This window comes from Mycobacterium sp. NGS68 (genome assembly GCF_059812195.1).
On the sequence record NZ_JCALCE010000008.1, the window covers coordinates 36,575 to 47,407 of the forward strand.

Consider the following 10,833-nt stretch of genomic DNA (forward strand, 5'->3'; position numbering starts at 1 on the left):
GGGCATACCCCCGCACGCGCCGCTGGTGTCTGCTCGCGCACGTCGGCCACTCGCGCTTAGATGGCCGCATGACCCCCTCGGACGCGAACGACGCCGGGCCGGACACCAATCCGCGCTACGACGTCGGGCACACTCACCCCAACATCAGCGGAGGCTGGTTGCGCGCGGCCACCTTCGGTGCGATGGACGGCTTAGTGAGCAACACCGCCCTGATCGCCGGTGTGGCGGCGGCCAGCAGCCCCCACACCGTCACGATCAGCGGCGTCGCCGGCCTGCTCGCCGGCGCGTTCTCGATGGCACTGGGCGAGTACACGTCCGTGACGACTGCAAATGAGCAGATCGAATCCGAGGTCTACGTCGAAAGACGGGCCCTGCAGTCCCGCCCGCAGGCCGAGCGGGCCGAACTCGTGGACATGCTGGTCGCGATAGGAATGACCGAGCAAACCGCTCAGGTCGCCACCGACGAGATCCACCGCGACGAGAATCGGGCGGTCGGCTTCCATTTGGTCCGTGAGCTGGGCGTGGACCCCTCGGCGAAGCCGTCGGCCCCCGTGGCGGCAATCGCGTCCTTCCTGATGTTCGCTGTCGGCGCGGTAATTCCGCTGATCCCTTACCTTCTTGGATACGGCTCGTTGCCTGCGGGGCTGGCCTGCGGTGCGGCCGGTCTGCTGGTCGCCGGCGGCATGACCGCCCGGTTTACCCGCAAATCAGTGTGGTGGGCCGCCGCGCGGCAACTGCTTTTCGGTGGGGCCGCGGTCGCGGCCACCTACCTGGTCGGTCTGCTTTTCGGAGCGCACGTGTGACGACCAGGCCTCGTCGGCTGCTGCTGGCCGTCGCGCTGGCTCTGGGTTTGTCGCTCACCGGGTGTGCCCGCCCGGTGACCGCACTCCCGCCGCTGCTGCAGTACCTCGGCCAGTGGCAGGTGCCGTTCGGCGCCGTGTACGAAGGGACGGTCATCGGCGGTCTGTCGGGCATCAGCTACGACCCGGGCCGCCAGGTGTACTACGTGATCTCCGACGACCGCTCGGAGAAGAACCCCGCGCGTTTCTACACCGTACGGCTGTCGCTGTCGGACAAGGGCATCCGTGAGCTGATGTTCACCGGCACCCATCCGCTGCTGGACGAGTCCGGTCACCCGTTCCGGCCGCTGGACGCGGACGCCAGGCCGCCGGTGGTACCGCCCGACCCGGAGGGCATCGCCTTCGACGCCGTCCGCCAGCGGCTCTACTGGTCCTCCGAAGGCGAGCGGCTCAACCGGGCATCCGGCGATCCGCCGGTGCTGCTTGATCCGTGGGTCCGCACCGCGGACCTGAACGGTGGTTTTCTCGGTCGATTCAGCCTGCCGCCGAATCTGGCCATGTCCGCGCAGCGCACCGGGCCGCGGCGCAACAAGACGCTGGAGGGTGTGACGCTGACGCCCGACGGCCAGTCGCTGTTCGCCGTGATGGAAGACCCCGGTTACAACGACGGACCCGTCACCGACGGCGATCACCGCGTGCTGACCCGGATCACCAAATTCGACGTCGCGAGTGGCAAACCCACGGCCCAATACGCCTATCCGATGGAACCGGCCGTGACGCCCGACGACGTCAACGGCGCGTCGGATCTGGTCGCGCTGTCGGATTCGACGTTCCTGGTGCTGGAACGCTCCAGCACCGTGCCCCCGGTCATCCGGGTCTACCGGACCGAGCTCGGCGCGGCGACGGACGTGTTGGCGACGCCGTCGCTCAAGGATGCCGCCCTGACCCCGATGCGCAAGTCGCTGGCGGTGGACATGTCCGCGACCCCGGGCCTGTCCACCCGGGAGAACCCGCTGGACAACGTCGAGGGCATCACGTTGGGGCCCAAGCTGCCCGACGGCCGTCAGTCCGTGGTGTTCGTCAGCGACAACAACTTCTCGCCGACGCAGATCACGCAGTTCCTGGTTTTCGCGATGTCGTGACCGCGCGCAGGCGGTACCGCACGAATCCGGCCCACAGCGCGCCGAAGAAGAGCAGCAGCCCCATGTCGAACACCCACCAGCCCGAATAGTGGGTCCACGTCAGCGCATCGGTGGCCAGCGCGTCGACCCGGTGCAGGTCGACGGTGGCCGCGGACGCCGCGAAACCCCACTGGGTCGGCACGAACCACGACACCTGGTCGTAACCCCAGGTGCCCACCAGGGTTATCAGCCCACCGGAGAACAGCAGTGACCCCAGGACCACCGGCACGACCCACGGCAACACCGCGCGCAGCGAGTCGCCCGTGGACAGCGCCAGCCCGATGATCGCCGAGACGACGGCCGTGGCCGCCACCACTACATACAGCTCCACCGTGGCATTGCCGAGCAGCGCGGCGCCGTGCGTGGGCTCGCCCTTGACGGCGACGACGACGGCCGTCAGGATCGCCGCCAGAGCCGCCGCGGCGACGCCGAACACGATGATCTTGCCGAGCAGGTAGGCCGACGCCGAGAGCCCGATGGCCTGTTCGCGCCGGAAGATGCGGCGTTCGGTGACCAGGGCGCCGACGGCCAGGACGATGCCGATGATCACGGCCGCGACGTTGAGCACGGCCAGGATTTCGACGGCTTCGTGCAGATTGCGGCTGGACGGTGTGGGCCTGGCGAACCCCGCGTCGCCCGGAATAAGCAGCGTCAGCGCCGCTAGCCCGGCGGGCAGCAGAAGCAGCAACAGCAGGTAGACGGGCCGGGCGAGCAGCAGTCGCACTTCACGACCGACGAGGAACCGGAGCTGCTGGCCGAACGCGAGTTGGGCCGGCCGCGGCGCGGCCGCGGCCTCCGGCGGCCGCGGAGCCGGAGCCTGTTGCCGCGTCAGGAACGCGCGGTGGGTGCCCGCGGGATCGGCGCTCACGCGCGCGAAGATCTCCGGCCAGTCGCGGGTACCCAGCGCGGTTTCGATCTGGGCGGGCGGGCCGGAGAACGCCGTCGTGCCGGCGGCGGTGAGTACCAGCACCTCGTCGCAGATGTCGACGTGGTTCAGCAACGTCGGGATCGACTGGGCGGATAGGGCAACCACGACGACGCCCCCGATGTCGGCCTGCCGCCGCAGCATGGCCAGGACGTGGTAGGCCTGCGGCGCGTCCAGTCCGGCGCCCGGTTCGTCGACCACCAGCAACGTCGGCCGGCCGATGAGTTCGATCGCCAGCGCCGTGCACCGCCGCACCTCAGGCGGCAGCTTGCGGATGCGGGTCTTGCGGTGCGGGGTCAAGGCGAGTTCGTCGAGCACCTGATTGACCACTCGGTCCCGGTGTTCGGGCGAGGTGTCGGGCGGCAGCCGCAACCTGGCGGCGTCGGTCAGCGACCGTTCGACGGTGAGGCGTGGATGTAACCGGTCGTCGCGCGTCACCACCCCGATCCGGGTGCGCGTCATCTCGTGCTCGCGGTGCACGTCGTGGCCGTCCACGGTGACATTGCCGGAGCTGGGCTCCCGGACGCCGCCGAGCACGTCCAGCAGGGCGGAGTTGCGCGCGGCCGACGGGCAGGCGACCGCGGTCAGCGTGCCGGGCCGGGCCACGAACGACACCCCCGCGAGCAGATGCTGCCTGGTACCGGTCGTGAGCCCCAGTTGGTGTGCCGTCACGCCCAACGTGCGCGCATCGGACTGCCGTGGCAGGCGAAAGGTGGCACCTGTTTCGGGGGGCGCGGGGGCCGGTGTAGGAAGGCTCGTCGCGTCGGTCCGGTCCTGCGGCGACGGCTGTTGTGTCGTCGGCAACGCGGTTGGCAACGACGGCGGCAGCCGCAGCGGCCCCGTCGGCGACTCCGTGGCCGGCTCGAGCTTGGAGACGCGCATGCGCCCGGTGGTGCGCGCCGTCGGGACCGGATGCTCCGGCGGCGCGGGAGCAGGTGCCGGAACCTGGAGCTGGAAAACCAGCCGCGTTCCGCGCTGCGGGTCGCCGATCGTGATCGCCTGGCCGTCGTGGATGTCGAGGGACGGCACCCGGACGCCGTCAATGAGGATGCCGCCATTGCCGCGGTCGATCGCCGTCCACCCGGTGTCGGCGAATCGCAGCACCACGTCTTCGGCCCGCGCGTCCTCCAGCCGGATGTGGCACTGGCTGCCCGAGCCCACGATCACGTCGGGACCGGGGGAGAACACATATTTCGTCGAGCCGACCAACACGGTCAGCGGGGAGGCTGGAAAGGCGGAACCCTCGGTCCGCATTGCCGCACCTTTCGATCGAGCCCGGTCAGACGAGATAACGATTCAAGTGTCTACCCGTTTCAGATCGTCTAGCCACCCTGAACTGGCGTATCGCTCACAGGGCGCCGCGGCGCGGGGTGGCGGCGGAATTGTCCAGCAGTCGGCGCAGGACCTCGACGGCGTCCGCCAGCACCTGACGGTCCTTGGGTTCGAGCTCGGCCAGTTGCGGTTCGATGGCGGCGGCGCGGTCAGTGCGGACGGCGTTGAGCGTGCGCAACCCCTCGGGCGTGATGCGGATGCGGACCGCCCTGGCGTCGTCGGGGTCGACGGTCCGGGTGACCAGTCCGGCGTCCTCGAGCCGCCGCACCTGGGTGGTCATCGTGGGTTGCGAGCAGTGGTCTACGGCGGCCAGGTCGCCTATGCGGGCCTCGCCGGCGGCGTCGATGGTCGCCAGCAACCGGGCCTGCGCCGACGGCAGCGGCATCTGGATGCGCTGGGTGGCCAGGCGATTGAGCCGCGCCACCACGGCGAGCAGGTCCGCTCCCAGGCCCGGCGGGGGCGCGGTGTTCGCGGCGTCAACCTCTTCAATGGCCCCTTCAACGACACCATTGTGGTTGGCGGGAGCGGATGAATTCATGGGTCCATCGTTGCATAGCTTTGCTATGCGAGACCAATCCTCAAAACCCGAACTCCAACATGCGGATTGCGCGGTGCGCTGTGTCATGCTTGCCGCCGCGGCCTGGCACAATCGGTGAAGTGATCGCCCCGGCCCCTCCTTCGCGCCATCGGGGTGGAGCGCTGCAACCGAGCGAGTTGGCGCAAGCCTCCGTGATGGCCGCGCTGTGCGCGGTGACCGCGATCATCTCCGTCGTCGTACCGTTTGCTGCGGGCCTGGCGCTGCTGGGCACCGTGCCCATGGGGCTGCTGGCGTACCGCTACCGGATGCGCGTGCTGGTCGCGGCCGTGGTTGCCGCCGGGATGATCGCCTTTCTGATCGCCGGGCTGGGTGGCCTCCTGGCGGTGGTCAACAGCGCCTATATCGGCGGCCTGACGGGCATCATCAAGCGCAAGCGCCGGGGCATGCCTACGGTGATCGTGTCGGCGCTGATCGCGGGGGTCGCCTTTGGCGCGGCCAACGTGGGGGCGCTGGCCGTGATGTTCCGGCTGCGGCACCTGATGTTCGCGGCGATGACGGCGAACATGGAAGGGTTGGCGAGCTTCCTGAGCCGGGTGCACCTGCAGGGGCTCGCCGCCTGGTTGAAGCGGTATTTCGAGTTGGGCCTGCACTACTGGCCTTGGGTGCTGGGGATCTACTGCGTCGGCATGGTTCTGGTCGTCTCGCTGATCGGCTGGTGGGCGTTGTCGCGCGTACTGGAGCGGATGCGCGGCATTCCCGACGTCCACAAGCTGGATGCGCCGGCCGCCGACGGCGATCCAGGGGTCACGGTCGGGCCGGTTCCGGTGCGCCTGGACAAGGTGCGTTTCCGGTACCCGGGCGCCAGCCGGGACGCGCTGCGCGAGGTCAGCCTGGATCTGCACGTCGGCGAACACCTCGCGATCACCGGCGCCAACGGCTCCGGCAAGACCACGCTGATGCTGATCCTGGCCGGCCGGGAGCCGACGTCGGGCACCGTCGACCGTCCCGGCGCGGTGGGCCTGGGCAAGCTGGGCGGCACGGCGGTGGTGCTGCAGCACCCCGAAAGCCAGGTGCTGGGCACCCGCGTCGCCGACGACGTGGTGTGGGGGCTCCCGCCGGGCACCGACGTGGACGTCGACCGCCTGCTCAGCGAGGTCGGCCTCGAGGATCTCGGGGAACGTGACACCGGAAGCCTGTCCGGCGGCGAACTGCAACGACTGGCCCTGGCCGCCGCCTTGGCCCGCGAGCCGGCGATGCTGATCGCCGACGAGGTCACCAGCATGGTCGACCAGCAGGGCCGCGACGCGCTGCTGAACGTGCTGTCGGGCTTGACCAAACGCCACCGGACCGCGCTGGTCCACATCACGCATTTCAACAACGAGGCCGCGTCCGCGGACCGCACCATCAATCTCAGCGAGTCGCCGGACAACATGGGCATGACCCCCGAGGCCTCGCACGCGCCGATGGCACCCGTCGCCGCGGAGCACGACGGGAAGACTCCGGTGCTCGAACTCATCGGCGTCGGCCACGAATACGGCAGCGGCACACCGTGGGCCAAGACCGCGTTGCGCGACGTGAGCTTCGTGGTGGAGCAGGGCGACGGCGTGCTGATCCACGGCGGCAACGGGTCGGGCAAATCGACGCTGGCCTGGATCATGGCGGGGCTGACGATTCCCACCAGCGGCGCCTGCCTGGTCGACGGCCGGCCCACCCACGAGCAGGTCGGCACCGTCGCGCTGTCGTTCCAGGCGGCCCGCCTGCAATTGATGCGCAGCCGCGTCGATCTGGAAGTGGCTTCGGCAGCGGGCTTTTCACACCGCGAAGAAGACCGGGTGATCGCCGCGCTGCGCGTCGTCGGGCTGGACCCGACGCTGGCCAAGCGCCGCATCGACCAGCTCAGCGGCGGCCAGATGCGGCGCGTGGTGCTGGCCGGGCTGTTGGCGCGTTCACCGCGGGCCTTGATCCTGGACGAGCCCCTGGCCGGGTTGGACGCGGGCACTCAGCGTGGCCTGCTGCGACTGCTGGAGGATCTGCGCCGGGAACGGGCTCTGACGGTGGTCGTCATCTCCAACGACGCCACCGGGCTCGAGGACCTGTGTCCGCGAGTCCTGCACCTCAACGAGGGTGCGCTGGAATCGGTGCCGACCGCGGCGGGGGGGATGTCGTGACAGCGGTCTCGTCGTCGGACACCGAACACGCCGCCCCCAAGCGCCCACGTCCGGTGGTGCTGCTGGTCCCGGTGCCTGGCCGCTCGACCATCCACGACCTGTGGGCCGGCACCAAACTGCTGGTGGTATTCGGTGTTTCGCTGCTGCTGACCTTCTATCCGGGTTGGGTGACGATCGGGTTCGTGGCGGTCTTGGTCGCGGCGGCGATGCGAATCGCACGCATCCCGCGGGGTGCGCTGCCGACGATTCCGCGCTGGCTCTGGATCGCACTGGCCTTCGGGTTTGTCACCGCGGCGCTGGCCGGCGGTAAACCATTCGTGACGTTGGCCGGCACCCAGCTCGGGCTCGGCGGAGCGTTGAACTTCCTGCGTTTCACCACGCTGTCGATCGTCCTGCTGGCCCTGGGCGGGCTGGTGTCCTGGACCACCAACGTCGCCGAAATCGGCCCCGCCGTCGCGACTTTGGGCCGTCCGCTCCGACTGCTGCGGATCCCGGTCGACGAGTGGGCGGTGGCTTTGGCGTTGGCGCTGCGGGCCTTCCCGATGCTGATCGACGAATTCCAGGTGCTTTATGCGGCTCGCCGGCTGCGACCCAAGCGGATACCGCGCAGCCGCAAGGCCCGGCGCCGGCGGCACGCGCTGGAGCTGATCGACCTGCTCACCGCCGCGATCACCGTGACCCTGCGACGAGCGGACGAAATGGGCGATGCGATCACCGCCCGCGGCGGGACGGGGCAGCTGAGCGCCAACCCGGCGCACGCGAAACTGGCCGACTTTGTGACGCTGGCGGTCGTCGGCACCGCGAGCGCCGGTGTGGTGACGCTCGAGACGATGCTGCATCTCGCGCGCTAGGACTGTGCTGTCTGGGGCGGCACGCCGAGCTGGGGCGGCACGCCGAGCTGGGGCGGCACGCCGTTGATTCTGCGTTGGCTGTGGTCGTTACTCGTACATTTGCGTGGTGGACGCAGTGTCAATGCTGCAAGGCGTGGGCGTTGGGCGCCGGGCCGTTGATTCTGCGTTGGCTGTGGTCGTTACTCGTACATTTGCGTGGTGGACGCAGTGTCAATGCTGCAATGCTGCAATGCTGCAACGCTGCAACGCTGCAACGCTGCAACGCTGCAACGCCGCAACGCCGCAACGCTGCAACGCCGCAACGCCGCAACTCGGCGAGCCGCGCTACAACCACCGCGGGTCGCGTGCCGGCGACGCCGATTCCTGTTGGGGCCGCATCCGGTCGATGAGGTTCGACAGGACGACGGTGCTTTCGCTGCGCTCGATATCCGCGCTCGACCGGATGCGCTCCAGGGCCGCCTCCAAGTGCTGCATGTCGCGCGCGAGGACGTGCAGGACCGCGTCGGAAGCACCGGTAACCGTCGCCGCGCTGACCACCTCGGGGATGTCGACCCACGCCGCCCGCAGCACCTCGGGCGAGATTCTGCCGGAGCAGAAGACTTCCACGTACGCCTCGGTGTTCCAGCCCAGCGCGTTGCGGTCGATGACCGTGGTGAAGCCCTTGATCACCCCGGTCGCGAGCATCCGGTCGACGCGTCGCTTCACCGCGGGCGCGGACAGGTTCACCGTCAGGCCGATGTCGGCGAAGGTGGCCCGAGCGTTCTCGGCCAACTCGGTGAGGATGCGCTCGTCGGTTTCATCCAGGCGTTCCATCGGCCCTCCAGCCCTCGTATGCAACAAATCACCGTATTCAGAGAAATAGCACAACATATCTGATGTAAACACGCAACGCCCAGCGTTTGATTGTGTAGCAGACCCAAAATATCGTTGATTTCATGACTGACTCCTACCTCGGCGCGCATGCGCCCCCGGGTCTGCGGCGACCCCGCGCGACGCGCACCCGTCACTACGTGATGACGCCGCCGACCTTCTTCGCCGTCGAATACGCGATCAATCCCTGGATGGACACCGGCACGCCCGTCGACGTCGACCTCGCGACGCGGCAGTGGGAAACCTTGCGCCAGACCTACCTGCGGCTGGGTCACACCGTGGAGACCGTCCAGCCCGTGCCCGGGCTGCCCGACATGGTCTATGCGGCCAACGGGGGGTTCATTGCCAACACCACCGCGATCGTTGCCCGTTTCCGCTTCGCCGAACGCGCCGGTGAGTCCAAGGCGTACTCCAAGTGGATGTCGTCGGTCGGGTTGCGTCCGATCTCGACGCGCCACGTCAACGAGGGTCAGGGCGACCTGCTGCTGGTCGGCGAAATGGTGTTGGCCGGCTACGGTTTCCGCACCGACCGGCGCGCGCACACCGAGATCGCCGCGGCGCTGCGGATGCCGGTCGTTTCGCTCGAGCTGGTGGATCCGCGCTTCTACCACCTCGACACCGCGCTGGCCGTGCTCGACGATCAGACAGTCGCCTACTACCCGCCGGCCTTCAGCGAGCTCGCGCAGACACAGCTGAACGCGCTGTTTCCGGACGCCATCGTGGTCGGCAGCGCCGACGCCTACGCGCTGGGGCTCAACGTCGTCTCCGACGGCCTACGCGTTGTACTTCCTGCAGCCGCAACGGGTTTCGCAGCGCAACTGCGCGAAGCCGGATTCGAGCCCGTCGGCGTCGATCTGTCCGAACTGCTCAAGGGCGGCGGTTCCGTCAAGTGCTGCACGCTGGAGGTGCACCGATGACGATTCTGGACTCCATAGCCACCGGCGAGAGCGCAACCGCGATCGAACTGGTCGAAAGCTACGCGGCGCACAACTATTCGCCGCTTCCCGTCGTTGCGGCGAGCGCCGAGGGCGCCTGGATCACCGACGTCGACGGCAAGCGCTACCTGGACTGCCTGGCCGCCTATTCCGCGGTCAACTTCGGCCACTGCAATTCCGAGATCCTCGCGACCGCCCATGCTCAGCTGGACGCTGTAACGCTGGTGAGCCGCGCGTTCCATTCCGACCGCCTGGGGCCGTTCTGCGCCGCGCTCGCCGAGCTGTGCGGCAAAGACATGGTGCTGCCGATGAACTCGGGCGCCGAGGCCGTCGAGAGCGGCATCAAAGTCGCCCGCAAGTGGGGCGCCGACGTCAAGAAAGTCCCCGACGGCCTGGCTAACATCGTCGTGGCCGACAACAACTTTCATGGCCGCACGATCAGCATCGTCAGCTTCTCGTCCGACGCGACGGCGCGTGCCGGATTCGGGCCGTTCACACCCGGATTCCGGTCGGTGCCGTTCGGCGACACGGAAGCGATGGTCCGCGCGGTCGACGAGAACACCGTCGCGGTGCTGCTCGAGCCGATCCAGGGCGAGGCGGGCATCGTCGTCCCGCCCGACGACTACCTGCCCACGGTCCGCGCGCTGTGCAGCGAGCGCAACGTGCTGATGATCGCCGACGAGATCCAGTCCGGCCTGGCCCGCACCGGCCGCACCTTCGCCTGCGACCACTGGGGCGTGGTGCCCGACGTGTATCTGCTCGGCAAGGCGCTGGGCGGCGGCGTGGTTCCGCTGTCGGCCGTCGTCGCCGACAAAGACATCCTCGGCGTGCTGCACCCCGGTGAGCACGGGTCGACATTCGGCGGCAACCCGCTGTCCGCGGCGATCGGCACCACCGTGGTGTCGATGCTGGCGCGCGGCGAATACCAGCTGCGCGCGGCCGAACTCGGCGCGCATCTGCATAACCGGCTGCGGCGACTGCTCGGCCACGGTGTGCTTCAGGTGCGGGGGGTGGGGCTGTGGGCCGGCGTCGACATCGACCCCGCGCTGGGCACCGGCAAGCAACTGAGCCTGCGACTGGCCGAACGAGGGGTGCTGGTCAAGGACACACACGGATCAACGCTGCGGTTCGCGCCGCCGCTGGTCATCACCGCACGGGAAATCGACTGGGCGGTTTCCCACTTCGCCACCGCGTTGGAGGAGGCAGCATAATCAGCTGATCCACCAACGCGGG

The 10,833-nt window shown here is 68.9% G+C and carries 9 protein-coding genes; 6 read left to right on the forward strand and 3 right to left on the reverse strand.

Features of this window, described 5'->3' with window-relative positions; all coding sequences use genetic code 11:
- The first annotated feature begins 68 nt into the window (after positions 1–68).
- Together AC5Y5V_RS11295 and AC5Y5V_RS11300 are read left to right on the forward strand one after the other, a co-directional pair.
- A complete protein-coding gene (locus AC5Y5V_RS11295) occupies positions 69–803 on the forward strand; it encodes a VIT1/CCC1 transporter family protein (RefSeq protein WP_499934321.1) in 735 nt (244 codons plus the stop codon).
- A complete protein-coding gene (locus tag AC5Y5V_RS11300) occupies positions 800–1,942 on the forward strand; it encodes an esterase-like activity of phytase family protein (protein WP_499934324.1) in 1,143 nt (380 codons plus the stop codon). The genes AC5Y5V_RS11295 and AC5Y5V_RS11300 overlap by 4 nt, the downstream gene beginning before the upstream one ends.
- Here AC5Y5V_RS11300 and AC5Y5V_RS11305 read toward each other — a convergent pair.
- Entirely contained in the window at positions 1,911–4,160 is a 2,250-nt protein-coding gene (locus AC5Y5V_RS11305; RefSeq protein ID WP_499934327.1) for an ATP-binding cassette domain-containing protein, read from the reverse strand. The two genes, AC5Y5V_RS11300 and AC5Y5V_RS11305, sit on opposite strands and share 32 nt — an antisense overlap.
- Positions 4,161–4,254: 94 nt before the next feature.
- A complete protein-coding gene (locus AC5Y5V_RS11310) occupies positions 4,255–4,776 on the reverse strand; it encodes a MarR family winged helix-turn-helix transcriptional regulator (RefSeq protein ID WP_499934330.1) in 522 nt (173 codons plus the stop codon).
- A 122-nt stretch (positions 4,777–4,898) separates the two neighbouring features.
- Here AC5Y5V_RS11310 and AC5Y5V_RS11315 point away from each other — a divergent pair, with 122 nt between their 5' ends.
- Together AC5Y5V_RS11315 and AC5Y5V_RS11320 are read left to right on the forward strand one after the other, a co-directional pair.
- Positions 4,899–6,944: an ATP-binding cassette domain-containing protein gene (locus AC5Y5V_RS11315; protein ID WP_499934865.1), complete on the forward strand. Its 2,046-nt coding sequence runs from the start codon at positions 4,899–4,901 to the stop codon at positions 6,942–6,944.
- Entirely contained in the window at positions 6,941–7,795 is an 855-nt protein-coding gene (locus AC5Y5V_RS11320) for a CbiQ family ECF transporter T component (RefSeq protein ID WP_499934332.1), read from the forward strand. The genes AC5Y5V_RS11315 and AC5Y5V_RS11320 overlap by 4 nt, the downstream gene beginning before the upstream one ends.
- A gap of 324 nt (positions 7,796–8,119) precedes the next feature.
- Here AC5Y5V_RS11320 and AC5Y5V_RS11325 read toward each other — a convergent pair whose 3' ends face one another.
- Positions 8,120–8,608: an Rv2324 family transcriptional regulator gene (locus tag AC5Y5V_RS11325; protein WP_499934335.1), complete on the reverse strand. Its 489-nt coding sequence runs from the start codon at positions 8,606–8,608 to the stop codon at positions 8,120–8,122.
- A gap of 122 nt (positions 8,609–8,730) precedes the next feature.
- Here AC5Y5V_RS11325 and ddaH point away from each other — a divergent pair, with 122 nt between their 5' ends.
- Positions 8,731–9,582, forward strand: a complete 852-nt coding sequence (ddaH, locus tag AC5Y5V_RS11330) for a dimethylargininase (RefSeq protein ID WP_499934339.1) — start codon at positions 8,731–8,733, stop codon at positions 9,580–9,582.
- Positions 9,579–10,811, forward strand: coding sequence for an ornithine--oxo-acid transaminase (rocD, locus tag AC5Y5V_RS11335; RefSeq protein WP_499934341.1), 1,233 nt, complete (start codon positions 9,579–9,581; stop codon positions 10,809–10,811). Before ddaH ends, rocD begins: the two co-directional genes overlap by 4 nt.
- Positions 10,812–10,833 lie beyond the last annotated feature (22 nt).